Consider the following 23,244-nt stretch of genomic DNA (forward strand, 5'->3'; position numbering starts at 1 on the left):
GTTCTCCTAATCCGTGTACCGGATACGCGGGTCGAACACCGCGTACAGCATGTCCACGATGAAATTCGCGCTCACCACGACGATGGCAATCAGCATCACCAGGTTCTGCACGATCGGATAATCGCGCCAGCGAATCGCCTCGACCAGGAAGCGCGCGACGCCGGGGATGTTGAACACCGTCTCCGTCACGATGAGGCCGCCGATCAGGAACGCCGCTTCGATGCCAATCACGGTGATGACGGGCAGAATCGCATTCTTCAGCGCATGCTGATAGTTCACAGCGGCGTCCGATGCGCCCTTGGCACGCGCGGTGCGGATATAGTCCTGCCGCAGCACCTCCAGCATCGAGGATCGCGTGATGCGCATGGTCAGTGCCGCGCTGCGGAAGCCGACGGCTGCGGCGGGCACGGCATAGGTCGCAAACGCTTCCAGCCAAGTCGCTGGATTCGGGTTGAAGATCGGCATCTGGTTGAACATCGCCACCGAGGCGGTGAGGATGAGCAGGCCAAGCCAGAACGAAGGCAGCGACAATCCGCTGAGGCTCACCACACGCAATGCGTAGTCGAGCCTCGTTCCCTGCTTCACCGCGCTGATCACGCCAAGGGGGATGCCGATCGAGGTCGAGAACAACAGCGCCAGGCCCGCGAGCCGTGCGGTGATCGGGATCCGTGGCAGGATCTCCTGGAGCGCCGGCTTCTCGGAGACGTAGGAGTAGCCAAAATCGCCGCGCAGGAAGCCGCTGATCCAGTGCCAATATTGCACCACCAGCGGCTGGTCGATGCCGAGCTCCTTCTCCAGATTGGCCTTGTCGGCGGGGTCCACATAGCCCGCGGCGGCGAACAGGATGTCGACGATATTCCCGGGGACGATGCGCAGCAGGAAGAAGATGACGATCGAGATCCCGAACAGGGTCAGGAGCATCAGCAACAGGCGCCGCACCAGATAGGCAAACATGCATCGCCTCCCGTCGAACCCGTCAGCCGCCCGCGCTACTTGTCCATCCAGACGTCCTCGTAGCGATAGCCATTGTAGGAGCTGTTCGACATCACCGTCACGCCCTTGACGTAAGGTTGCCAGCAGCTGCCGGTACGTGCGTGGAAGATGATCGGGCGGGCGACGTCCTCCTGCAGCTTCTTGTCGATGTCCCACACCAGCTTCTTGCGCTTGTTAATGTCGGTCTCCTGGGACTGCACGTCGAACAGCTTTTCGATCTCCTTGTTGCAGTAATTGGTGTAGTTGCGCTCGGAGCCGCAGGAATAGTTCTCGTAGAAGGACTGGTCGGGGTCGTCGACGGCATTGCCGGTCAAATTGAGCCCGAGCATGTAATCCTTCCGCGCGATCTTCGGGAACCAGTTTGCGGTCTCGACCACGTCGAGCTCGCCGTCGATATAGATACTCTTGAGCTGATCGATCAGAATCACCGCAGGATCGCGGTAGACCGGAATGTTGCGGGTCGAGACCTTGACGGCGAGATGCTTATCCGGCCCATAGCCGGCCTTCTGCATCAGCTTTTTCGCTTCCTCACGGTTGGCGTTGATGTCGGGGCCGTAGCCCGGAATGGTCTCGAGCATCTCCTTCGGCATCCCCCACAGCCCATTCGGCGGCGGCAGCAGGGTGCCGCCGATGTCACCCTGGCCCTCGAACAAGATCGAGATGAAGGCCTTTCGGTCGAGCGACAGCGCCATGGCGCGACGGATGTCGATATTGTCGAACGGCGGCGCGGACGAATTGACGATGATGTTGGTGGCGACATTGTTGGGCTCGACCACGCAGACCGCGTTCGGCGCCTGCGATTTGACGTCCTTGAGCAGCGGGATGCTCACCTCGGTCGGGAAGGTCATGTCGAACTTGCCGGCGACGAACGCGAGGATCGCGGTGGAGCGGTTCGGGATGATGGTGAACTCGATGCCGTCGAGATAGGGCCGGCCCTTGCGCCAATAGTCGGGATTGCGGGTCAGCTTGATCGATTCATTGGCCTTGAACTCGACGAACTTGAACGGCCCGGTGCCGATCGGGTGCGTGCGCATGTCGCCGGGCGAGACGTGGCAGGGATAGACCGGCGTGTAGCCCGAGGCGAGCAGCGCCAGCAGCGAAGGCTGTGGCCGCTTCAGATTGAAGGAGACCTCGAGATCGCCGTTGGTGGAGACGTCGTTGACCTGTTCGTACCAGCTCTTGCGCGGGTTCTGCCGGAACTTCTGCTGCGACTTGCCCATCAGCATGTCGAAGGTGCATTTGACGTCCGCCGAGGTGAACGGCTTGCCGTCGTGCCACTTCACGCCCTGGCGTAGCTTGAAGGTCAGCGTCTTGTTGTCGTTGACCCAGGCCCAGCTCTCGGCGAGCTCGGGCACGATGGTGTCCATGCTGTTCTGCGCCACGTCCTGCTTGTAGATGACGAGGTTGTTGAACACCGGCATGAAGGGAACGTTGAGCGAGTAGGTCGCGCCTTCGTGGATCGAGGCATTGCCGGGACTGTCGCGGTGGTACATCCGCAAAATGCCGCCCTGCTTGGGCTCGCTGGGGAGTGCAACGCTCGAAAACGCAAGCAAAGATAGCGCCGCCGTCGCGGCGAGCGCCCGTACGCTCCGCATCCTCGTCCTCCCTGGACATCGGCCTTTTGCGGCCTGTTTGTCCCGACGATAGCGGCGCGTGCGCGGTGAGGCAACCGTCAAGGTCCGCTACTCTCTCGGCAATTCGGACGACGGAAGGCCGCAGGGGTGTCTCTCACGATGAGAGGGAAGTTTCTCCGGCGACAGCGGCCCTTCACACAATCCTTGACGCCTTGTTCCCCCAATACCGGTCCCGCAGCAGCCGCTTGTACAGCTTCCCCGTCGGCAGCCGCGGCAACTCCTTCTCGAAATCGACCGAGCGCGGCACCTTTTGCCGCGACAGCGACGCCCCGCAGAACGCGATCAGCTCCTCGGCGAGCGCCTCGCCCGGCACGGCCCCGGGCATCGGCTGCACCACCGCCTTCACCTCTTCGCCGAGATCGGAATTGGGCACGCCGAACACCGCGGCGTCCGCAACCTTCGGATGGGTGATCAACAGATTCTCGCACTCCTGCGGATAAATGTTCACGCCGCCGGAGATGATCATGAAGGTCGCGCGGTCCGTTAGATAAAGGAAACGATCCTCGTCGACATAGCCGACGTCGCCGACCGTGCTCATGCTGCCGTCGGCCGAGCGCGCTTCCCTGGTCTTCTCCGGGTCGTTGAAATATTCGAATGGCGAGGCCGTCTTGAACCAGACCTGACCCGGCGTGCCGGTCGGGCATGGCTTCATGTTTTCGTCGAGAATGTGGAGATCGCCGAGCAGGACCTTGCCGACGGTGCCGCGATGGGCGAGCCATTCCGCGCTGTCGCAGGCGGTGAAGCCAAGGCCTTCGGTCGCGCCGTAGTACTCGTGGATGATCGGTCCCCACCATTTGATCATGTCGTCCTTGACCAGGGCGGGGCAGGGCGCGGCGGCATGGATCGCGATCTCGAGCGACGACAGGTCGTAGCGCGTGCGCACCTCCTCCGGCAGCTTGAGCATGCGCGAGAACATCGTCGGCACCAACTGGGTGTGAGTGATACCCCACCGCTCGACGAGCTGGAGGTAACGCTCGGGATCGAAATTCTCCATGATGATCGCGGTGCCGCCCATGCGGATCGTGAGGTTCACGGCGGCCTGCGGCGCCGAATGATAGAGCGGCGCCGGCGACAGGTAGATCATGCCCTCGCGGTAGTGCCAAAGCTTTGTCAGGAAATCGAACAACGGCAGATTGTGTTTCGGCGGCTCCTCCGGAAGCGGCCGCAGAATCCCTTTTGGCCGTCCCGTCGTGCCCGATGAATACAGCATGGCGGTGCCGAGCCATTCATCCGGGATCGGCGTCTTCGGCAGGTCGGCGGTTACCTCAGTGAGGCCGACGATGCGCTCGCTCTCGCCCGGGCCGTCGGCGACGATGCACAGCTTGATGTCGGGGCAGACCTTGATCGCCTCGCGGGCGATATCGAGCTTCGCAACCGACGTGATCAGGATTTTCGACTGGCTGTTGACCAGGAGATAGGCGAACTCGCCCGGCGTCAGGAACGAGTTGATGCAGGTGTAGTAGAGGCCGGAGCGCTCGCCCGCGCCGCAGGCTTCGAGGTAGCGGGAATTGTTCTCCATGAAGATCGAGTAGTGGTCGAGCCGCTTCAGGCCATACTTGCGGAACAGGTGCGCCAGCCGATTGCTGCGCGCATCGAGCTCGCGATAGGTGACGGCCTCGCCGGTCGTCGCCATGATGAAGGCGGGCTGGAGTGGGCGCAGGCGGGCATGCTGACCTGGGTACATCAGTCCTCCGGCTTTGGATCATGCGGCAAGAAGCAGGATTTCGCGCACTTGAGCGGGGCTGTCGATCTTGCGCGGGTTGCGCGGGATCCAGTTCGTGCGCATCGCAGCGTCCGCGATGGCGTCGAAATGCTCCGGCGAGACGCGCACATCGGCGAGGCTGCGCGGCATGCCGAGCGAGCGGATGAAGGCATCGAGCACATCGGCTGCCGCGTGGCCGGGAAAGCCCATTGCGGCCGCGACGATCATCTGGCGCTCGGCATTGTCGCGCGCATTCCAGCGCATCACGGCCGGCAGCATGACGCAGGAGGTGTAGCCATGCGGTACGTCGAAGGCTGCGCCCAGCACGTAACCGATGCCGTGGCTCGCGCCCATCGGCACGCCAGCGGCGAGCGCGCCCATCGACAGCCAGGTGCCGATCTGCGCATCCATTCGCGCGTCGAGGTCAGCAGGGTCAGCCTTCACCCGTGGCAGCGCGTCGGCGAGCATGGCGAGGCCCTTCACCGATTGCGCGTCGGCATAGGGGTGCGTCTCGCGCGAGCAGATCGCCTCGACGCAATGATCGATGGCGCGGATGCCGGTCGAGAGGAATAGCCATTCCGGCGTGTGCACGGTGATGGCGGGATCGAGGATGGTCGCGCGCGGAACGCTGAGCGGATGCCGTAGCATCTGTTTCACATGGGCGGTGCGGTCGGTGACGCCTGCGATCGAGCTGAACTCGCCGCCGGCGATCGTGGTCGGCACGCTGATCTGACGCACGGTCGGCGCCGTCATCTCGGGCGCGACGCCCTTGTGCACGCGGATACGCTCGATGCCGTCGACATCGTCGATGCCGTTGGCGAGGCAGAGCTGCACCGCCTTGGCGCCGTCGGTGATCGAGCCGCCGCCCACGGTGACGATCAGGTCGGCGCCCGCTTCGCGCGCCGCATTGGTGGCGGCGATCACCGCCTCGCGCGGGGTGTGCGCCGGCATGGCATCGAAGACGCCCGCGCAATTTGTGCCCAGGGCTTGTTTGATCTTGGCGATTTCGTCGGTCTGCCGGTTGAGCGTGCCCGAGACCATCAGGAAGGCGCGGCGCGTCCCCAGCCGGTCCATCTGGGCGACCACGGCCTCGGCCGCGGGGTGGCCGAACACGACTTCCTCGATCGCGCCGTAAACGACACGTCCCTGGTGCACGCCTGTCCTCCCCGGACAATTCGTCTTGTTTTATGAGGAGCAATCTAGCCGAGCCGGCTCCGCCCGTCATGTGCGAAGACGCTAACGCACTCTCCGCTTGCTCTCCCGGCTTACGGGGAGAGGCCAACAAGCCCTGTCAACCCGTCATCCGGCCAGGGCATTCCTCCGAGCATTGCCTGCGCTTTGGTCTTGAAGAGTTCATCATTGCCACCCATCTTGTGGCGCCCGCGGGTACAGGCGTACCCTGCTTTTTCCGCGGCTTTGATGCGAGGACCTGGGATGACTGGACCGGACGGAAGCGAGCAATTTGTCAAAACGCACGATTTCGTTTCGCCTCGGCCTTACGCCATCGTCGGCCTTCTCGCCGCGGCGTTCGTGCTCACCGGTTGCGGCCAGCCGGCCTCGCAAGCGAGCGCTCCCCCGCCGGCGCCGGTAACCGTCGCCCAACCGGTCAAGCGCACCGTCACCGATTGGGACGAGTTCACCGGCCGCTTCGAGGCGATGGAGGAGGTGCAGGTCCGCCCGCGCGTCGGCGGGTTCGTCAACTCTGTCGAATTCCAGGATGGCGCCATCGTGCGTCAGGGCGATCTGCTCTACGTCATCGACCCACGTCCGTTCGAGGCGGTGGCCACGCAGGCCGAGGGGCAGCTTTCCGATGCCCGTGCCAAGGTGGAGCTTGCAAAGCGGGAGCTCGATCGCGGTTTGAGCCTGGTGCAGACCAGCGCCGTCTCCGAGCAGGTGGTCGATCAGCGCCGTCAGGCCTTGCAGGCTGCGCACGCTGCCGAAACACAGGCCGAGGGTGCGCTCAAAGTCGCCAAGCTCAATATCGAATTCACGCATGTGACGGCGCCGCTGACCGGCCGCGTCAGCCGCCACCTTGTCAGCCCTGGCAATCTCGTGCAGGGCAGCGATACCGGAACGTCGACGCTGCTCACCTCGATCGTGACGCTCGACCCGATCTATATCTATTTCGACATGGATGAGGCGACCTTCATCAAATACAGCAAGCTGTGGTTCGAAGGCCGCCGCCCGAGTTCGCGCGATACGGCGAACCCGGTGCAGGTGACGCTCGCCGGCGAGACGAAACCATCCCGTGAAGGCAGCATCAATTTCCTCGACAACCGCCTCGATGTCTCCACCGGCACGCTGCGCAGCCGCGCCGTGGTCAAGAACACCGATCTTTCGATCCTGCCCGGTCAGTTCGGGCGTATCAGACTGATCGGCAGCGCGCCCTATGAAGCGCTGCTGATCCCCGACGTTGCGGTCGCAACTGACCAGTCCCGCAAGATCGTGTTCGTGGTCAAGCCGGACGACACCGTCGAGGCGCGTCCCGTGACGCTCGGACCGCTCGACGAGGGCCTGCGCGTGATCCGCGAGGGATTGAAGGCGGACGACCGCGTCATCGTCAACGGCATCCAGCGCGCCCGCGTCGGTGCCAAGGTCGCACCGCAGACGGCACCAGCGCCCGCCGGTGGCAAATCATGAATCTTGGCCGTCTCTCCATCAACCAGCCCATCCTGGCGATGGTGCTGTCGATCGTGCTGCTGATCGTCGGCGCGCTGGCCTATACCACGCTGCCGGTCTCCGAATATCCGCAAGTGGTGCCGCCGACCGTCGTCGTCACCACGCAATATCCCGGCGCCTCCGCGCAGACCGTGTCCGACACGGTTGCCGCACCCATCGAGCAGGAGATCAACGGCGTCGAGGACATGCTGTATCTCTACAGCCAGGCGACCTCGAACGGCCAGCTCACCATCACCGTCACTTTCAAGCTCGGCACCGATCTCGACAAAGCCCAGGTGCTGGTGCAGAACCGCGTTGCGATCGCGCAGCCGCGTTTGCCTGAAGAGGTTCAGCGCAACGGCGTCACCACGCGCAAGAACTCGCCCGACATCCTGATGGTCGTGTTCATGCTGTCGCCCGACGACACGTTCGACCAGCTCTACATCTCCAACTATGCGCTGCTCCAGGTCCGCGATCAGCTGCTGCGGATCGACGGCGTCGGCGACATCCAGATCTTCGGCGCGCGCGATTATTCGATGCGGCTATGGCTCGATCCTGACCGGATCGCCAATCTCGGCCTGACCGCAACCGAGGTGCTCGCCGCGATCCGCGCGCAGAACGTGCAGATCGCGGGCGGCCAGATCGCCGAACCGCCGATCGCCGACCGCGCCTTCCAGCCGAACCTCACCTTCACCGGGCGATTGAAAGACCAGAAGCAGTTCGAGGACATCCTGATCAAGGCCGGCTCCGACGGCCGCACGGTGCGCCTGCGCGACGTCGCCCGTATCGAGCTTGGTGCTCTCGCCTACTCCACCAACAGCTTCCTGCTGCGCAAATCGGCGGTCGCCATGCTGGTGACGCAGCGGCCGGGATCGAACGCGCTCGCGACCGCGAAGAACATTTCGGACACCATGACGAAGCTGAAGGAGACCTTTCCGAAAGGCCTCGACTTCAATATCGGCTACAACCCGACCGAGTTCATCGCGCAGTCCGTCCACGAGCTGATCAAGACCATCTACGAGGCCATGTTGCTCGTGGTCGTCGTCGTGCTGGTGTTCCTGCAGGGATGGCGTCCCGCGATCATTCCGATCATCGCGATTCCGGTTTCGCTGGTCGGCACCTTCGCGGTGATGGCGGCGCTCGGCTTCTCGATCAACAATCTCACGCTGTTCGGGCTCGTTCTCGCCGTCGGTATCGTGGTCGACGACGCCATCGTGGTGGTCGAGAATGTCGAGCGGCATCTCGAGCATGGCATGAGCCGGCGCGATGCCGCGCTGAAGACCATGGAGGAGGTCGGCGGCGCATTGGTGTCGATCGCGCTGGTGCTGTGCGCGGTGTTCGTCCCGACCGCATTTCTGGGCGGAATTTCGGGTCAGTTCTTCCAGCAATTCGCCGTCACCATTGCGGTCGCGACCGCAATCTCCTGCTTCTGCTCGTTGACGCTATCGCCGGCGCTGGCCTCGCTTCTCCTCGTCCCCCACGAGGAGAAACGGCCGCCCGCGCGCTGGAATCTTGTTGCACGCGGCTGGAACGCTTTCACTGGCGTGTTTAACCGCGTGTTCGACCGTCTCGCGCATGGCTACGCCGGCCTCGCCAATTTCGTGATCCGGCATTCGGCGGTGATGATCCTGATCTACGTCGTGCTGATCGGCAGCGCCGGCTGGCTGATCGCCACCACGTCGCAAGGCTTTATTCCGGCGCAGGACCGCGGCTACGTCATCATCTCCGTGCAATTGCCGGGCGCCGCTTCGCTGGCGCGCACCACCGAGGTCGTGCGCGAGATCGAGCGGATCGCGCTGGATACGCCGGGTATCATCCGCGTGGCCGCTTTCGCCGGCTTCTCCGGCGCGACGCGGACGCAGGCCGGCAACGCGGCGGCGCTCTTCCCAGTGTTCGACGAGCCCGAGGCGCGGATCAAGAAAGGATTGTCTGCGAACGCCATCACGGTCGAGCTGCGCAAACGCTTGGCCGCGATTCAGGGTGCCTTCATCATCGTGATTCCGCCGCCGGCCGTGCCCGGCATCGGCACCGGTGGCGGCTTCACCATCCGCATCCAGGACCGCCAGGGCCGTGGGCCGGAGATGCTCGCCGCGGCTACTGACGAGCTTGTCGCCGCGGCGCGCAAATCGCCCTCGCTGCTCGCTCCCTCCGTGTTCTCGCCGTTCTCGGCCAATACGCCGCAGCTCTTCGTCGACATCGACCGCACCAAGGCGCAGAAGCTCGGCGTTCCCATCGCCGGCATCAACGACACGATCCAGACCTATTTCGGATCGACTTATGTCAACGACTTCAACCTGTTCGGCCGCACCTACCACGTCACCGCGCAGGCCGACTTCCCGTTCCGGAAAGAGCCGAGCGATCTCTCGCGGTTGCGCACGCGCAACGCCTCCGGCGACATGGTGATGCTCGGCAGCGTGGTCGAGTTCAAGGACGTTTCCGGCCCTGACCGCGTCGCGCGCTACAATCTCTACGCGGCCTCCGAGCTGCAGGGCGAGCCGGCGCCGGGCACCAGCTCGACCACCGCGCTCAACGCGATCAAGAAGCTCGCCGACGACACCCTCCCGAGTGGCTTCAGCTTCGAGTGGACCGATCTGTCCTACCAGCAGATCACGGGCGGCAATGCGGGTCTCTACGTATTCCCGATCTGCGTGCTGTTCGTCTATCTGGTGCTTGCCGCGCAATACGGCAGCTGGACCCTGCCGTTCGCGGTGATCCTGATCGTGCCGATGTGCCTGTTGGCGGCCACCATCGGCGTGCGCATCATGGGGCAGGACGTCAACATCCTCACCCAGATCGGTTTCGTCGTGCTGGTGGGGCTGGCGGCAAAGAACGCGATCCTGATCGTCGAGTTCGCGCGCGACATCGAGAAAGAAGGCAAGCCGCGGCTGGAGGCCGTGATCGACGCCTGCCGCCTGCGCCTGCGGCCGATCCTGATGACGTCCTTCGCCTTCATCCTCGGCGTCTTGCCGCTGGTGATCTCGTCCGGCTCGGGCTCGGAGATGCGGCAAGCCGTCGGCGTCGCCGTGTTCTTCGGCATGATCGGTGTCACCCTGTTTGGGCTTCTGTTCACGCCGATCTTCTATGTGGTGGTGCGGAACCTGGCCGAGGGGAAGAACGAGGGGAAGCCGAAGGCGGTGGGCTGATAAGTATCAAATGGCGCGCCACCGACCCTTCAATATTCACGCTGTCGTCCCGGCGAAGGCCGGGACCCATAACCCTCGAACGTGGTTTAGTGAAGATTCGTCGTTCGGTACTCCTACCGACCGCAACCGAGGGATTCCGCGGTATGGGTCCCGGCCCCCGTGCGCAATTGCGTACTAGGCCGGGACGACGCCGTTTGCTTGGCACGCCCTTCATACTAACGACCAACATGCAATGGATGGGCACCGCCGGGATTCTTCACTAGTATCCGCGCGATTTCAAAACAGAAAACTGCTGGGAGCTAACAGATGAAATCAGCACTTTTGGCCGCTGTCGCAATTTCGGCTTTGCTGCTGGCCGCGCCGGCCTCTGCGCAAGGCGTCAAGATCGGCATCCTCAACGACCAGTCCGGCGTCTACGCCGATTACGGCGGCAAATGGTCGGTCGAGGCCGCCCGGATGGCGATCGAGGATTTCGGCGGCGAGGTGCTGGGCCAGAAGGTGGAGCTCGTCACCGCCGACCACCAGAACAAGCCGGATCTCGCGACCTCGATCGCGCGCCGCTGGTACGATGTCGAGAACGTCGACATGATCACGGAGCTGACGACCTCATCGGTCGCGCTCGCGATCCACGAGCTTTCCAAGGAAAAGAAGAAGATCGACATCGTCGTCGGCGCTGCGACCTCGCGCCTCACCGGCGATGCCTGCCAGCCCTATGGCTTCCACTGGGCTTATGACACCCGCGCGCTCGGTGTCGGCACCGGCGGCTCGCTGACCAAGGCCGGCGGCGACAGCTGGTTCTTCCTCACCGCGGACTACGCCTTCGGCTACGCGCTGGAGAAGGACACCAGCGAGATCGTCACCGCCAATGGCGGCAAGGTGCTCGGTTCGGTGCGCGTGCCGCTCAACTCCTCGGACTTCTCCTCCTTCCTGCTCCAGGCGCAGAGCTCGAAGGCGAAGATCGTCGGCCTTGCCAATGCCGGCCTCGACACCACCAATTCGATCAAGCAGGCGTCCGAGTTCGGCATCGTCTCCGGTGGCCAGAAGCTCGCGGGCCTCTTGATGACGCTCGCCGAAGTGAACGGCCTCGGCTTGCAGGCCGCGCAAGGCCTGGTGCTGACCGAGGGCTATTACTGGGACATCAACGACCGCACGCGCCATCTCGGCGAACGCTTTCTCAAGCGCACCGGCCGGATGCCGAACATGATCCAGGCCGGCACCTATTCGGCGACGCTGAGCTATCTCAAGGCGGTCAAGGCCGCCGGGTCCAAGGATCCGGATGCGGTCGCCAAGAAGCTGAAGGAGCTGCCGGTCGACGACGACTTCGCGCAAGGCGGCAAGGTGCTCGAGAACGGCCGCATGGTCCACGACATGTATCTGTTCGAGGTCAAGAAGCCCGCGGAATCGAAGAAGCCCTGGGACTATTACAAGCAGCTCGCGGTCGTTCCCGGCGAGAAGGCGTTCTTCACTGCCAAGGAGAGCGGCTGCCCGCTGACGAAGTGAGGATCTCTATGTCGTCCTGGCGAAAGCCAGGACCCATTACCCCGACAGCCGCTTGTTGAAACAAGCTGTCGCCGCCATCGTGCCCATAACCGTGTCCTGTGGTTATGGGTCCAGGCCTCCGCCAGGACGACGGCGGGGCAAGTGGCCGTATGTCGGCTGCCTCACACCAGTCGCAGCACCGCCGCCCCCAGCGCCCCCGCCCACAGCGCAATGGCCGCGATACCCTGAATAAAAAATCCCGGGCCGCGTTTTGCGGCGGCCTTCGAATAGCCGATGAAGTAAACGATGCGGCCGACGATCCAGACCGCGCCGATCGCCGCTGCGCCGGAATCGCTGATGTAAATCGCGAAAAGCCAGAGCGACGGCAGGAAGATCGGCATCCATTCCAGCGTGTTCATCTGGATCCGGAACGCGCGCTCGAAATCCGGATGGCCCGACATTGCCGGCACCTTGACGCCGGTTTTGGTGCGCGAGCGCGACACGTTGATGGAGGTGAAGAAGTAGAACAGGATCGCCAGCAGCGTGACGAGGGCGGTGAGGTGATGCATCGCTAGTCCCTTCGAAGAGGTCCCGGTTCAATACCCGGTCAGCTCGAGATAGCCAACGCCGTCATGCGTACCGGCAAAGCTGATCGGCCCTTCCCAATAGGAAAAACCGGTCCCCATCCACGCCTGTGGATTGAGCGGCTTGCACTGGATCGAGAACGACCGCGAGGGGATCGCGATCTGCCATTCCACCGGGAGCTTGTGTCCCGCGACCTCAGCCGTCGCTTTCGGCATCATCTGGATGTCGTCGCCCGCGATCATCTGCGTCTCGCCCATCGCGCTGATCCAGTTGCCGAACGGATAATCTTTGCCGTCCTTCTGCCGGAGCCGGTACAGCATCAGCTTGTCACCGGATGACAGGTGCAGCGACAGCCAGTCCCAGCCGGTCTGGTCGGCATCGAGTGGCTGGCTGCTCCATTCGCGGTCCATCCAGGCCTGGCCGGAAACATCGACCGTCCTATCGTCGATGGTGAGCGTGCCGCGGGCGCGATAGAACGGCTGGCTGTAATAATAGGAGGCCTGACCGCGCTCCGATTTACGGCTGTAGCCGCCGGCGCCCTGCAACACCACCGGACGATCGGCCTCGAGCGTCAGCACGTAACTGAAGTCGGCGCCCGAGGCCTTCAGCGTCAGCGGCGCTAAAGCGCGATCTTCGGTGCGCTCGGATCCGTTCATCTCCCAATCGTCGATCCAGGCCGAGAACGGTTTCGCCGTGACTCCGGCCTGTCCCACACCACCGCGGGAAAACAGCTCGTTGAAGCGGTGGGTGTCGGCGCGCGTTACCGCGGCATGCGCCATCCACACCTGTTGATTGGCCCAGCCTTCGCCCTGCGGCCCCGGCTGCGTCGCCTGTCGGAACAGCGTCCATTGCAGGCTGCAAGCCGCGCCGCTGGCATCGACGAGGTTCGCCGTGAGATACCACCATTCGATGCGAAACTCCGGATGCGGCCCGTGATCGTCCGGAAAGGCGAACGTCTTCCCCGGCGTGACCTTGGCAAAGCCGTCGGCTGTCTCGCCGAGCCCGGCATAGCCTTGCGCGCCTGCGCGGCGGACTGCCGCGAGCGCGGCGATGCCGCCGGCGAAGGTGCGCCGCGAAATCCCATCAGCGCTCATTGGCAAACACCTTGACGAGGCTCGCCGGCTGCATCCGGGCAAGTCGGATCATCGGCGGCAGGGTGGCAAGCAACGAGGCGAACAGCGCGACTGCCACCAGCTCGACCAGTTGCAACGGAAATACATGGAACGGCAGCCGCCAGCCGAACGCTTTCACATTGACGATCGCGATCAGGCACCACGCCACCAGCAGCCCGAGCGGCACCGCCAGCAGAGACGTGAACAGCGCGACCGACAGCGTCTTGGTCAATTCGATCGCGGCAAGGCGTGGCCGCGTGATACCGATCGCCCAGAGCGGCGCAAGCTGCGGCAGGCGCGAGTTCGCCAGTGTGAGAAGGCTGGTCAGAAGCGCGATCCCGGCGACGCCGAGGGTGAAGGCGTTCAGCGCCGAGGTCACCGCAAAGGTCCGGTTGAAGATGCGGATCGATTCCGCCTTCACCGTCGCCTGGTCGGCGACGCTGCGGTCGTCCAGCGCAAACTGCTTCTGCAGCGCCGCGATCAGACCGGGGATATTCTCCTTCGCGACGATGAGACCGATGCGCGTCTGCGGCGTCTGCGGAAAATGCCGGATCAGCGCCGCGACATTCACCGCCAGCTGTCCCTTGGGGTTGCCGTAGTCGGCATAGATGCCGACGATGTCGAGCTCCCAGGTCCCGCCCGGCGCCGGGACGTCAACGACGTCACCGACGCGGACGTTGAGGCGGCGGCTCAGCTGCTCGCTGATGAAAGCGGCATTGCCGGGTATGAGTTGTGTCCAGGCACCGGGTGCGGCTTCGAGCAGCGGCCAGCGCTCGCGATAGAGCGCGTGATCGGGCAGGCCGAGCAGTTCCACCGGCTGGCCCTGCACCTGCGCCTCGGCACGTCCGCCCGACAGGATCGCCTGGACATCGCTGCGCTCCTTCAGCCAGTTGCGGATCGCGACGCCTTTCGCATTGTCGGAGGCGCTGATGTAGACGTCGGCTGCGAGCCGCCCGTTGAGCCAGCCGATGAAGGTGCGGCTGAACGTTTCCACCATGGTGGACACCCCGACATTGACGGCGAGCGCGAGCAGCAGCGCCATCAGCGCCAGCGACAATCCCGAGAGCTGCTGCCGGCTGTCCGCCCAGAACCACAGCGCGAGCGGTTTTCGCGCGAAACGCTGCCCGGTTTGCAGGATGATGTCGAGGAAGGCCGGCAAGATCAACGCCGCGCCGAGCATCAGCGCTGCCAGCACGCCAAAGCCCGCGATCAGCGATTGCCCGTACTGGAGCAGCAACAGCGCGACGGCGAACACGGCGCAGGCAGCCCCGCTCTGCAGGATCAGCCAACGGCTCTGCCTCTGTTGCCAGGCGCGCGGCTGCGCGGTCGCCAGCACCGGCATCCTGACAGCCTTGATCAGGCTGGTCGCCGCGGCAACAAGCGCGCCCACAATGCTGATGCCGATCCCGGCGAGCCACCATTCGGGACGCAAGCTGAGCTGCCCCGGGATTTGCGCGCCGTAGAGCCCTCGCAGGGATGCTGCGACGTCGGGCAAGAGCGCGGCTGCAATGAAATAGCCGCAGGCGAGCCCGATCAGGCCTGCGACCAGCGACAGCGCCACGAGCTCGACCACCAGCACGGTGTTGACCAGTCGTGCCGAGGCACCGCAGGCCCGCAGCGTGCGCAGCATCGGCAGCCGCTGCTCGAAGGCGAGGCCGACGGCTGAATTGACGATGAAAAGACCGACGAAGAACGACAGCAGGCCGAACGCGGTGAGGTTGAGGTGAAAGCTGTCGGTGAGACGCTCCAGCTCGGTCTCCGCATCCGGCTCAACCCGCTGTAAGCGGTCGCCGACGACGCTCGCTAAGGGCGCGGGCTTGCCCTTGGGCTTGCCGATCAGAAGCCGCGAGATCTGGTCCGGCTTGTTCAGCAGCCGCTGCGCCACGCCGATATCGACCACGAGCACGTCGGGCACGAGCTGCGGCAGCACGCGCAGCGGCGGCAGTATTGCGCCGTTGCTGATCGGCGGCGCTGCGCCTTCCCGCTCCTGCAAGTCGGTCAACGTTTCCTTTGCCACCAGCGTCTGGCCCGGCGGCGCCACGAAGCTGCTCAGATCGGCGGCGCCGAGGCGCGGTGCGTTGCCGACATCGACCGGTAGCGTCACCGGCTCGATGCCGAGCAGCCGGACCGAGCGCCCGTTGACCTGGACCCGTCCCTCCAGCATCGGCGAGACCGGCCAGCCGGCGCGGCGCAGCTTGACGAACAGCTCCTGCGGAAAAGTCGCGGCATCAGGCGCGACCAGCATCGGCGTGCGCGCGCCGCCGAAGGTTGCCGCGGCGCGGTCATAGGCGCTGCGGGCCTGCTGGTTGATCGCCTGCACGCCGCTCCACAGCGCAGTCGCCGCGATCAGCCCGATCAGGAGCGTCGCGAACTGCATCTTGTGGCGCCGCCAATGGCTGAGCAGCACGGCGAGGACCCAGAGCGCGCGCCTCATGCGATCCGCCCGGCATGCAGGTTGACGTGGCGATCGAGTGCGGCGGCCAGATGCAGGCTGTGCGTCACCATCAGAAAGCCGCAGCCGGTGCGCGTGACGAGGTCGCGCGTCAAGGCCAGCACGTCCTCGGCGGTGGCCTCGTCGAGATTGCCGGTCGGCTCGTCCGCCAGCAGCAACGACGGCTTCGTCGCCAGGGCCCGGCCAATCGCGACCCGTTGCTGCTGTCCGCCCGACAATTGTTCTGGATAACGCTTGAGCAGGCCGCCAAGCCCGAGACGCTCGATCAGCTCCTTGTACCAAGCCTCGTCGTACCGGCCGGCGATCCGTGCCTGAAACACCAGATTATCCCCGACCGACAGACTCGGGATCAGATTGTATTGTTGAAACACCAGGCCGATCCGGTCGCGCCGCAGGCCCGCGCGTCCCGCATCGGACAATTTGGTGACCTCCGTGTCTTCCAGTCGGATCGTGCCGCCATCGGCGGCATCGAGCCCTGCGATCAGGTGCAGCAGTGTGCTCTTGCCGCTGCCGGACTCGCCGGTCAGTGCGACGCGTTCGCCGGCCTTGAGATCGAGATCGACGCCGCGCAGGACATGGACCGGCTCACCGGCCGAAGAGAACGTCTTGGAGAGGTTTCGGATGCTCAGCACGATGAATGGCGCCGGACGGAATTAGCGGAATTGCTGCGTAGCACACTTGCTGCGGAAATGCCGGGTTGCGTTGGTATTGAAGCCGTTGTTAGCTCCTAAGAGGACCACATCAAAAAAGTGCCAAAAAGGGACGACGGGGAGAACGATGAGCGCTCAGGCAACGCAGCCCGCGGCGGGCAAGATGACGGGGATGTCCAAGGAAACGTCGAAGGAAACGCAAAAGCAAACGCAAAAGCAAACGCCAAAGGGCGCCTGGACCGTTACATTTCTCCTGTTTCTTTTCATGCTGGTGAACTTCGCCGACAAGATCGTCGTCGGTCTCGCGGGCGTTCCGATCATGACCGAGCTGAAGCTCGAGCCCGAGCAGTTCGGTTTGCTCGGCTCGTCGTTCTTCTTCCTGTTCTCGATCTCGGCGATCGTGGTGGGCTTCATCGTCAACAAGGTACCGACCCGCTGGGTGCTGTTGACGCTCGCGGTGATCTGGGCGCTGACGCAGTTTCCGATGGTCGGCACCGTCTCTTTCACCACACTCCTGATCTGCCGCATCGTGCTCGGCGCCGGCGAAGGCCCGGCGGCCTCGGTGGCGATGCACGCAGTCTACAAATGGTTCCCCGACGAGAAGCGCACGATGCCGACCGCAATCCTGTCGCAAGGTTCGGCCTTTGGCGTGATCCTGGCGGTCCCGGCGCTGAACTGGATCATCGTCAATCATTCCTGGCACTATGCGTTCGGTGCGCTTGGAATCGTCGGCCTGATCTGGGTCGCCGCCTGGCTCGCACTCGGCAAGGAAGGCCCGCTGGACACCCACGCATCGGCCGTGATCGAACCGAAAATACCCTATCTCCAGCTTCTGACATCGCGCACTTTCATCGGCTGTGTGACCGCGACCTTCGGCGCCTATTGGGCGCTGTCGCTCGGGCTCACCTGGTTCACGCCCTTCATCGTCAAGGGCCTCGGCTTCTCGCAGTCTCAGGCGGGCTTCGTCTCGATCCTGCCCTGGGTGTTCGGGGCGACCATCGTCATTCTCACGGGCTGGATCTCGCAGGTGATGCTGGCACGCGGCTACACGTCGCGGATCTCCCGCGGCGTGCTCGGCTCTGTGCCGCTGATCGTCGGCGGCCTGATCCTCGCGATGATGCCGCACGTCCAAGGTGCCGGCCTCCAGATCGCCCTGCTCGTGGTCGGCTCCGGCCTGTGCGGCGCGATCTACGTCGTCTGCCCGCCCATGCTCGGCGAGTTCACGCCGACGTCGCAGCGCGGCGCGGTTCTCGCGATCTACGGTGCGCTCTATACGCTTTCCGGCATCATCGCGCCGCTCGTGATGGGCAGCGTAATCCAGCGCGCCGGCAGCATGCTCGACGGCTACATGACCGGCTTCACCATCAACGCCGCGATCATGGTCGGCTCCGGTGCGCTCGGGCTGCTCCTGCTCTGGCCCAACACGGAAAAGGCCAGGCTGACCGGTGGAGCTGCTCCGCAGGCAGCGCCGCTGAATAGCGCGGTGTCGCCGACGTAAGGGGCCACTTCAGCCAACCCAATCACAACTGTCATCCCGGCGAAGGCCGGGATCCATAACCACGATTTTTAGTTTGGCGAAGACTTGGAGTTGGCAGCTTTGCGCCACAACTCCGATTCGTGGTTATGGACCCCCGGCCCCTATGCGCAATTGCGCACTAGGCCGGGACGACAATTGAGTTTGTTGCTCAAGCCGCGATTTGCCGCTTCCGCTCCGTGAACGGCGACAGCACCACCGTCGCGACCATGAAGATCACGGATGCGCCGAACACCCAATGCGGCGCGCTCTGGTCCATAATCCAGCCGAACAACAGCGGGCTGACGATGCCGCCGAGATTGAAGCCGGTGGAGACGATGCCGAAGGCGCGCCCCGCCGCGCCGGGAGGTGCTGCATTGCGCACCAGCATGTCGCGCGAAGGCGCGATCACGCCGGAGAGGAATCCCGCGGCCGCCATCGTGGCGGTCAGCGCCCAGCCCGGCAGCGTGACCAGCGCGATCAGCAGCACGATCGCCGCGTTCGCGGCGAAGCAGGCGGCGGCGACATAGCCGTGGCGCTCGGTGTGGTCGGCAAGAAAGCCGCCCGCGAGCACGCCGGCGGCGCTTGCACCGAGGAAGGCGGTGAGCGCGACATTGGCCGCGGAATAGGTCACGCCATAGCCACTCATCAGCGCCACCACGCCGAAATTGTTGATGCCGGCGACCGACAGGCTGAGCAGCATGAACAGTGCCGTCAGCGTGATCAGCGCCGGCGTGATCACGGCCTGTTTGGGTGCGTTCTCGGTGCCTGGCTTGGTCTTGTGCGCGCCGGCATCGGGAATGTTCATGGTCACCAGCAACACCGCGACCAGAACGCCGATCACGCCCGATGCGATCAGCGCACCGACACCGCCTGACACGATGACCATCGCGGCGACGATCGCCGGCGCCACCGCGCCGCCGAAATAGCCGGCAAAGGTATGGATCGAGAAGGCGCGGCCCATCCGCGCTTCGTCCATGTGCTCGGCGAGGATGGCGTAATCGGCGGGATGGTAGACGCTGTTGGCGAGCCCGAGCAGCACGGCGCAGGCGATCAGCGAGGTGTAGCTGAGATGCAGGCCAAGCAGGATCAGCGCGAGGCCGCCGAGGGTGAGGCCGCCCAGCAAAATCTTTCGCGCGCCAAAATGGTCGACGAGATAGCCGGTCGGCGCCTGCGTCAGCCCCGACACCACGGCCGACACGGTCAGCGCGAAGCCGAGCTCGACGTAGCCGACGCCGAGTTGATTTTTGAGGAAGGGAAACAGCATCGGCAGGACCAGCAGATGAAAATGGCTGACCCAATGCGCGATCGAAATTCCCGTCAGCGTGCGTAGCGCGCTGTCCGCCTTGCCTTGCTGCGGTGCGGCGAGAACGTCGACCATTGCAGTTCCGTTTCACGTCCTTTGGAGACGCGCAAACTATCGGGCAGAGCGGTTATTTGTCCATGAACGCAGGCGCATGGCAGTAGCGCGGGGCAGGACGACAGTTGAGAGCGTGGCAAGAGACGAGCCCCTCAAAACGGCTCGTCGTCCGGCCCGTAGCGGTCGCGCTTTGGTGTCGCGATGTCGCCGTCTTCGTAATCATCGTCTTCGGTGTCGCGCGGAGGCTGAGGCTTCTTCGCCTTGTCTTTTGCTGGCGCGTCGTCCGCAATTTTGGGCGGCGCGCTCGGCTTGCCGATCTTGGCCATGGCTGGTCCCGGACAGTGATGCTGCGCCCAAACCTATCCGGAAGATATGTGCAGTTCCTGACTTATCTCAAGGCGGTCAGTGCACCACCGGCCCGCCGGCCTTCTTCCAGGCATCGATGCCGCCGGCGATGTGGGCGGTGTTGGTGAGCCCGGCCTCCTTGGCGGCGGCGACAGCCATCGCAGAGCGTTCGCCGAAGGCGCAGAAGAACACGACGCGGCGACCGGTGGCGGCCGCGACCTCGCGCAGCATGCCGCCGGGCTTGAGGCTGTCCTCAACGGACGGATAGGGTGTATGCAGCGCGCCTTCGAGCATGCCGTGCTTCATCCGCTCATTGGTCTCGCGCAAATCGACCAGCAGGATATCGGGACGGCCGAGGCTGCGGATCGCCTCGACGGCGCGGAGCACGCGGCCCTCTTTCTCCAGCTCCTCCTGGTGCAGGCCGACATGCATGTTGGCGGGCACCGCGACGTCCATCATCTTCGGATTGGGCAGCTTCAGATTGGCCATCAGCTCGATATAGTCGTCGACCGAGCGCACCTGGAGCCGCGGATTGTAGCGTTTCTCCTCGCCGATGGTGGAGACGGTGTCGCCCTTGTAGTCATGCGCCGGGAACACCATGGTCTCGTCGGGCAGCTTGAGCAGGCGGTTGAAGATCGAATCGTACTGCGCGCGCGACGAACCGTTCTGGAAATCGGTGCGGCCGGTGCCGCGGATCAGCAGCGTGTCGCCGGTGAAGACGCGGTCGCCCATCAAGTAGGAGTAGGAGTCGTCGGTGTGGCCGGGCGTGTACATCACGTCGAGCGACAGGCCCTCGATCGTCACCTTGTCGCCGTCGGCAACCCGCATCGCCACCACGTCGGCCTTGGTCTGGTCGCCCATCACGGTCATGCAATGGGTGCGGTCGCGCAGCTCGCCGAGGCCGGTGACGTGGTCGGCGTGCAGATGGGTGTCCACGGCCTTGACCAGCTTGAGATCGAGCTCGCGCAGGAGCTGGCAGTAGCGGTCGACCTTCTCCAGCACGGGATCGAGGATCAGCGCCTCGCCGCCGGCGCGGCTCGCCAGGAGATAGCTGTAGGTGCCCGAAACACTGTCGAAGAGCTGGCGGAAGATCATGGCAAGACCCGGCGTGAACTACCCCGAGATTCTATTACATTTCGGGCTTACAAGAGAAGCAATTCACTGTGTAAGCAAGAAAATTTGGAAGATTTTTATTCCTGTGACGGGCGGGTGGGCGTCACCTAGCCACGGCTGCCATTCCCGCGAAGGCGGGGAATCCAGTACGCCGCGCCCTCCCGTACCCCTCGCGGTCTCGGAGTACTGGATCGCCCGCCTTCGCCGGCGATGACACCGAGTATGCCGCGACGCTTCGCCCCGACAAAAGGCTCAGGGCCTCACCACCGTGTATCCGTTCTCGCTGAGGAACAGGATCTGCCCGACCCCGACCTGCACCGGCGTAGCGGCAGGGATGAACTCCGGCCGCTTGCCGGTCTCCCGCTCGATCGTGTCGACAGTGTTGAGGCAGATGTCGAAGCGTACGCCTTGCGCGATCAGGCTCTCGACCTGCTTGCGGCGCTCGCTGCCGGTGAACAGGAGGTCGATGCCGGGACCGAACGCCACCACCTCGATTGCGACCTTGTCGGGGTCGTAGGCCTTCAGCAAATTGTTGGCGACGCTGAGCACCAGAGCTTGCTTCCTGGCATCGCCATCGGAGAGCTGCAGCACGATCTTGTGCTCGGCGAACGGCTTGTCCTGGAGCGGCACCTGCTGCGCGAAAGCCGGTGGCATCGCCGCCCAGGCGAACAGCGCCAGCAGCATCGCGGATAGGGTTTGCGACCGCATCATCCCTGTCCTGCGATGCCCGGATTACCCTCGACGCCCTTTAGCGTGACGCCGGAGCCGAGCCGCTCCTGAAACATCCGGCCCGAGCGCAGATATTTTGCCACCACATCCCACACCGGCGCGCCTTGCTGGCCGTTGACCGAGGCCCAGCCCGCGACCTTGTAGCGGTGGCTGGCACTGAGCGCCTTGCCGCCATTGAGCTTCAGCTCCGAGATCCGGCTGCCGATCGTCGCCGTCGGCGTGCAGGTGTAGCTGAGCCCACCGGCGCGCACCATGTCGCCGCCCTGCTGGTAATAGGGATCGGTATTGAAGAGGTTGTCGCAGACGTCTTCCAGCACGTCCTTGATCTCCGCGCCGGTCATCTCCTGCACATAGGTCTCGGGATAGCTGATCGCGGTTTCCGCGAGCAAATCCTCCATCGTCAGTGCCTGGCCGGACAGTCCGGTGACGCCCCAGCGGAAGCCCGGCGACAGCGCGATCTCGGCGTCGAACTCGGTGCGCAGCGCGCTGCAGATCAGCTCGTCGACCGGGCCGGCGAAATTGTCGCGTCGATACAGCAGGCGATCGGGCGTCGCGATCTTCTCCAACCAGTCGGTGACGAAGGGTGCCCGCAACCGGCCGATCAGTTCGGCCATCCCGGGATCGGGTTTCAACAGCTCGGAATAGACCGGCAGCAGATGATATTTGACGTCGCCGACCTTGCCCTTGTCGAGCGCGAGATCGAGCACGGCCAGAAATTTTCCGTTGGAGCCGGCATTGGTGACGAGCGTCGTGCCGCTCGCATTCTTCACGGCGATGGGCTGCGGGATCGCATCATGGGTATGGCCGCCGAGGATGACGTCGATACCGGTGACGCGGCTTGCGAGCTTGAGATCGACGTCCATGCCGTTATGCGACAGCAGGATGACCGCATCGACCTTGTCGGTGCCGCGCAGGCCGTCGACATGCTTCTGGAGCTCTTCCTCGCGGATGCCGAAGGACCAGTCCGGCGTGAACCGTTTGGGATGCGCGATCGGCACGTAAGGGAAGGCTTGGCCGACGATCGCGACGCGATGGCCGCCGAGCTCCTTGATCACGGAGGGCTTGAACACGCGTCCCGTCGCCTTGTCGAAGGCCGGGGCATCATTGAATGCGGCTTCCTCGGTGAGAAAAACGTTCTGCGCCAGAAACTCGCCCCTGAAGCGCGCGAGATTGTCGCGCAGCGCCTGCTCGCCATAGGTGAATTCCCAATGCCCGGTCATCGCCTCGACACCGAGCAGGTTTGCGGCCTCGACCATGTCGCGGCCCTGCATGATGTTGGCAAGTCCCGAGCCTTGCCAGAGGTCGCCGCCGTCAACGAGCACGGAGCGTTTTTCGCCGACATCGCCACGCAAGCGGTCGATCAGCGTCTTCAGATGGGCGAAGCCGCCGAGCTTGCCGAAGCGGCCTGCGGACTTCTCGAACTCGAAGCAGCTGAAGGCATAGGCATCCGCGCTGTCGGGCCTGATGCCGAAACGGTCGAGAAAGGCGCGGCCGACCAGATGCGGCGGCCGTCCCGCCATCTCGCCGATCCCGATATTGACGCTGGGCTCGCGAAAATAGACTGGATTGAGTTGCGCATGCGTGTCGGTGAGGTGAAGGATGCGCGCATTGCCGAACCGTTCGAGGTCGTAAATGCTCGCAGCCTCAGCACCGAGCGCAAGCCGCGGCAGGCTCAGCGATGCGGCAGCAAGGCCTGCATTCTTCAGGAAATCGCGGCGGCGGATCGCCATCCAGAAATTCTCCGCGCCCTCTCACGGTCGCAAGGCTGTTGCACAA

At 64.2% G+C, this 23,244-nt stretch carries 17 protein-coding genes; 4 read left to right on the forward strand and 13 right to left on the reverse strand.

The window, feature by feature from the left end; translation table 11 throughout:
- Positions 1 to 6: 6 nt before the first annotated feature.
- The 4 genes from IVB50_RS12430 to IVB50_RS12445 form a co-directional block, all read right to left on the reverse strand.
- Positions 7 to 954, reverse strand: coding sequence for an ABC transporter permease (locus tag IVB50_RS12430; RefSeq protein ID WP_018455967.1), 948 nt, complete (start codon positions 952 to 954; stop codon positions 7 to 9).
- A gap of 35 nt (positions 955 to 989) precedes the next feature.
- Complete coding sequence (locus IVB50_RS12435; protein WP_247295939.1) at positions 990 to 2,588, reverse strand: ABC transporter substrate-binding protein; 1,599 nt, start codon at positions 2,586 to 2,588, stop codon at positions 990 to 992.
- 172 nt (positions 2,589 to 2,760) lie between these two features.
- Complete coding sequence (locus IVB50_RS12440) at positions 2,761 to 4,311, reverse strand: AMP-binding protein (protein ID WP_247295941.1); 1,551 nt, start codon at positions 4,309 to 4,311, stop codon at positions 2,761 to 2,763.
- 18 nt (positions 4,312 to 4,329) lie between these two features.
- On the reverse strand, positions 4,330 to 5,484 hold the full coding sequence (locus IVB50_RS12445) for an iron-containing alcohol dehydrogenase (RefSeq protein ID WP_018455970.1): 1,155 nt from the start codon (positions 5,482 to 5,484) through the stop codon (positions 4,330 to 4,332).
- A 279-nt stretch (positions 5,485 to 5,763) separates the two neighbouring features.
- Here IVB50_RS12445 and IVB50_RS12450 point away from each other — a divergent pair, with 279 nt between their 5' ends.
- The 3 genes from IVB50_RS12450 (at position 5,764) to IVB50_RS12460 (ending at position 11,630) form a co-directional block, all read left to right on the forward strand.
- Positions 5,764 to 6,969 carry an efflux RND transporter periplasmic adaptor subunit gene (locus IVB50_RS12450; protein WP_018455971.1) on the forward strand — a complete coding sequence of 402 codons (1,206 nt, stop codon included), beginning with the start codon at positions 5,764 to 5,766 and terminating at the stop codon, positions 6,967 to 6,969.
- A complete protein-coding gene (locus tag IVB50_RS12455) occupies positions 6,966 to 10,130 on the forward strand; it encodes a multidrug efflux RND transporter permease subunit (protein ID WP_018455972.1) in 3,165 nt (1,054 codons plus the stop codon). The genes IVB50_RS12450 and IVB50_RS12455 overlap by 4 nt, the downstream gene beginning before the upstream one ends.
- A 306-nt stretch (positions 10,131 to 10,436) precedes the next feature.
- Entirely contained in the window at positions 10,437 to 11,630 is a 1,194-nt protein-coding gene (locus IVB50_RS12460; protein ID WP_026233063.1) for an ABC transporter substrate-binding protein, read from the forward strand.
- Between the two features lie 161 nt (positions 11,631 to 11,791).
- Here the strand turns inward: IVB50_RS12460 and IVB50_RS12465 are convergent, their stop codons facing one another.
- From IVB50_RS12465 to IVB50_RS12480, 4 genes are read right to left on the reverse strand one after another with little or no spacing between them, the layout of a single operon-like run.
- The gene (locus IVB50_RS12465) at positions 11,792 to 12,178 is read right to left on the reverse strand and encodes an MAPEG family protein (protein ID WP_018455974.1); all 387 of its coding nucleotides are present in this window, start codon (positions 12,176 to 12,178) and stop codon (positions 11,792 to 11,794) included.
- A gap of 27 nt (positions 12,179 to 12,205) precedes the next feature.
- A complete protein-coding gene (locus IVB50_RS12470) occupies positions 12,206 to 13,288 on the reverse strand; it encodes a lipocalin-like domain-containing protein (RefSeq protein ID WP_247295944.1) in 1,083 nt (360 codons plus the stop codon).
- Positions 13,278 to 15,740 (reverse strand): ABC transporter permease, encoded by a 2,463-nt coding sequence (locus IVB50_RS12475; RefSeq protein WP_018455976.1) that lies wholly within the window; start codon positions 15,738 to 15,740, stop codon positions 13,278 to 13,280. Before IVB50_RS12475 ends, IVB50_RS12470 begins: the two co-directional genes overlap by 11 nt.
- The gene (locus tag IVB50_RS12480) at positions 15,737 to 16,390 is read right to left on the reverse strand and encodes an ABC transporter ATP-binding protein (protein ID WP_018455977.1); all 654 of its coding nucleotides are present in this window, start codon (positions 16,388 to 16,390) and stop codon (positions 15,737 to 15,739) included. Before IVB50_RS12480 ends, IVB50_RS12475 begins: the two co-directional genes overlap by 4 nt.
- Positions 16,391 to 16,535: 145 nt before the next feature.
- Here IVB50_RS12480 and IVB50_RS12485 point away from each other — a divergent pair, with 145 nt between their 5' ends.
- Positions 16,536 to 17,906 carry an MFS transporter gene (locus IVB50_RS12485; protein WP_247295946.1) on the forward strand — a complete coding sequence of 457 codons (1,371 nt, stop codon included), beginning with the start codon at positions 16,536 to 16,538 and terminating at the stop codon, positions 17,904 to 17,906.
- A gap of 187 nt (positions 17,907 to 18,093) precedes the next feature.
- On the opposite strand, the gene IVB50_RS12490 is transcribed toward IVB50_RS12485, so the two are convergent.
- The 5 genes from IVB50_RS12490 to soxB all read right to left on the reverse strand — a co-directional run bounded on the left by IVB50_RS12490 (position 18,094) and on the right by soxB (position 23,198).
- On the reverse strand, positions 18,094 to 19,302 hold the full coding sequence (locus tag IVB50_RS12490) for an MFS transporter (protein ID WP_018455979.1): 1,209 nt from the start codon (positions 19,300 to 19,302) through the stop codon (positions 18,094 to 18,096).
- Between the two features lie 131 nt (positions 19,303 to 19,433).
- Positions 19,434 to 19,607 carry a hypothetical protein gene (locus IVB50_RS12495; protein ID WP_018455980.1) on the reverse strand — a complete coding sequence of 58 codons (174 nt, stop codon included), beginning with the start codon at positions 19,605 to 19,607 and terminating at the stop codon, positions 19,434 to 19,436.
- Positions 19,608 to 19,683: 76 nt separating this feature from the next.
- Entirely contained in the window at positions 19,684 to 20,721 is a 1,038-nt protein-coding gene (locus IVB50_RS12500) for an MBL fold metallo-hydrolase (protein ID WP_018455981.1), read from the reverse strand.
- Positions 20,722 to 20,991: 270 nt separating this feature from the next.
- Positions 20,992 to 21,450 carry a hypothetical protein gene (locus IVB50_RS12505; RefSeq protein ID WP_018455982.1) on the reverse strand — a complete coding sequence of 153 codons (459 nt, stop codon included), beginning with the start codon at positions 21,448 to 21,450 and terminating at the stop codon, positions 20,992 to 20,994.
- Entirely contained in the window at positions 21,447 to 23,198 is a 1,752-nt protein-coding gene (gene soxB, locus IVB50_RS12510) for a thiosulfohydrolase SoxB (protein WP_018455983.1), read from the reverse strand. Before soxB ends, IVB50_RS12505 begins: the two co-directional genes overlap by 4 nt.
- Positions 23,199 to 23,244 lie beyond the last annotated feature (46 nt).

It is taken from the genome of Bradyrhizobium sp. 87, from assembly GCF_023073015.1.
Classification (GTDB): domain Bacteria; phylum Pseudomonadota; class Alphaproteobacteria; order Rhizobiales; family Xanthobacteraceae; genus Bradyrhizobium; species Bradyrhizobium canariense_D.

What these genes read in the sequence shown, in the direction of transcription:
- IVB50_RS12430 (WP_018455967.1), bottom strand. Translation starts at nt 954, where the DNA reads ATGTTTGCCTATCTGGTGCGGCGCCTGTTGCTGATGCTCCTGACCCTG.
- IVB50_RS12435 (WP_247295939.1), bottom strand. Translation starts at nt 2,588, where the DNA reads ATGCGGAGCGTACGGGCGCTCGCCGCGACGGCGGCGCTATCTTTGCTT.
- IVB50_RS12440 (WP_247295941.1), bottom strand. Translation starts at nt 4,311, where the DNA reads ATGTACCCAGGTCAGCATGCCCGCCTGCGCCCACTCCAGCCCGCCTTC.
- IVB50_RS12450 (WP_018455971.1), top strand. Translation starts at nt 5,764, where the DNA reads ATGACTGGACCGGACGGAAGCGAGCAATTTGTCAAAACGCACGATTTC.
- IVB50_RS12455 (WP_018455972.1), top strand. Translation starts at nt 6,966, where the DNA reads ATGAATCTTGGCCGTCTCTCCATCAACCAGCCCATCCTGGCGATGGTG.
- IVB50_RS12460 (WP_026233063.1), top strand. Translation starts at nt 10,437, where the DNA reads ATGAAATCAGCACTTTTGGCCGCTGTCGCAATTTCGGCTTTGCTGCTG.
- IVB50_RS12465 (WP_018455974.1), bottom strand. Translation starts at nt 12,178, where the DNA reads ATGCATCACCTCACCGCCCTCGTCACGCTGCTGGCGATCCTGTTCTAC.
- IVB50_RS12470 (WP_247295944.1), bottom strand. Translation starts at nt 13,288, where the DNA reads ATGAGCGCTGATGGGATTTCGCGGCGCACCTTCGCCGGCGGCATCGCC.
- IVB50_RS12475 (WP_018455976.1), bottom strand. Translation starts at nt 15,740, where the DNA reads ATGAGGCGCGCGCTCTGGGTCCTCGCCGTGCTGCTCAGCCATTGGCGG.
- IVB50_RS12485 (WP_247295946.1), top strand. Translation starts at nt 16,536, where the DNA reads ATGAGCGCTCAGGCAACGCAGCCCGCGGCGGGCAAGATGACGGGGATG.
- IVB50_RS12490 (WP_018455979.1), bottom strand. Translation starts at nt 19,302, where the DNA reads ATGGTCGACGTTCTCGCCGCACCGCAGCAAGGCAAGGCGGACAGCGCG.
- IVB50_RS12495 (WP_018455980.1), bottom strand. Translation starts at nt 19,607, where the DNA reads ATGGCCAAGATCGGCAAGCCGAGCGCGCCGCCCAAAATTGCGGACGAC.
- IVB50_RS12500 (WP_018455981.1), bottom strand. Translation starts at nt 20,721, where the DNA reads ATGATCTTCCGCCAGCTCTTCGACAGTGTTTCGGGCACCTACAGCTAT.
- IVB50_RS12505 (WP_018455982.1), bottom strand. Translation starts at nt 21,450, where the DNA reads ATGATGCGGTCGCAAACCCTATCCGCGATGCTGCTGGCGCTGTTCGCC.
- soxB (WP_018455983.1), bottom strand. Translation starts at nt 23,198, where the DNA reads ATGGCGATCCGCCGCCGCGATTTCCTGAAGAATGCAGGCCTTGCTGCC.